Origin of the sequence: Acinetobacter courvalinii, assembly GCF_014635545.1 — a bacterium.
Classification (GTDB): Bacteria; Pseudomonadota; Gammaproteobacteria; order Pseudomonadales; family Moraxellaceae; genus Acinetobacter; species Acinetobacter courvalinii.
The window spans coordinates 1-1,164 of the sequence record NZ_BMDA01000015.1; the positions used below are offsets into that span (position 1 = coordinate 1).

The following is a 1,164-nucleotide window of genomic DNA, read 5'->3' on the forward strand; positions in this document are numbered from 1 at the left end:
TTATGCAGTTACTTTAGCAACAACACCAGCACCTACAGTACGACCACCTTCACGGATCGCAAAACGTAGACCTGGGTCCATTGCGATCGGGTGGATTAACTCTACTGACATTTCTACGTTGTCACCAGGCATTACCATTTCTACGCCATCTTGTAATTTGATCGCGCCAGTTACGTCAGTTGTACGGAAGTAGAACTGTGGACGGTAACCGTTAAGGAATGGAGTGTGACGACCACCTTCTTCTTTAGAAAGTACGTATACTTCTGCATCGAATTTAGTGTGCGGCTTGATTGTACCTGGTTTAGCAAGTACTTGACCACGTTGTACGTCTTCACGCTTAGTACCACGAAGCAAGATACCACAGTTCTCACCTGCACGGCCTTCGTCAAGAAGTTTACGGAACATTTCTACGCCAGTTACAGTTGTTTTAACTGTATCTTTAATACCAACGATCTCGACTTCTTCACCAACTTTAACGATACCAGCTTCTACACGGCCTGTTACTACAGTACCACGACCAGAAATTGAGAATACGTCTTCGATTGGCATCAAGAATGCTTTGTCGATTGCACGTTCTGGTTCTGGAATGTAAGAGTCAAGCGCTTCAACAAGAGCGATAACTGCTGATTCGCCATATTGACCAGCATCACCTTCCAACGCTTTAAGCGCTGAACCACGGATAACTGGAGTGTCATCACCTGGGAAGTCATAAGTAGAAAGAAGTTCACGAACTTCCATTTCTACCAATTCAAGTAATTCTTCGTCATCAACAAGGTCACACTTGTTCAAGAATACAACGATGTAAGGTACACCAACCTGACGTGAAAGAAGGATGTGTTCACGAGTTTGTGGCATTGGACCATCAGTCGCAGCACATACAAGGATCGCGCCGTCCATCTGAGCAGCACCAGTAATCATGTTTTTAACATAATCGGCGTGGCCCGGGCAGTCTACGTGAGCGTAGTGACGGATTGGAGAATCGTATTCTACGTGTGATGTATTAATTGTAATACCACGTGCTTTTTCTTCAGGAGCTGAGTCGATTTGTGAGTAATCTTTCGCTTCACCGCCGTAAGTTTTTGCACAGATCGTTGCAATCGCAGCAGTTAAAGTTGTTTTACCATGGTCAACGTGACCAATTGTACCCACGTTTACGTGTGGTTT

General features: G+C 44.8%; 1 protein-coding gene. It reads right to left on the bottom strand.

Annotated elements, in window-relative coordinates; translation table 11 throughout:
* Positions 1 to 1,164: elongation factor Tu (gene tuf / locus IEV39_RS18345; RefSeq protein WP_195805478.1), on the bottom strand; the 1,164-nt coding region annotated here is incomplete at its 5' end.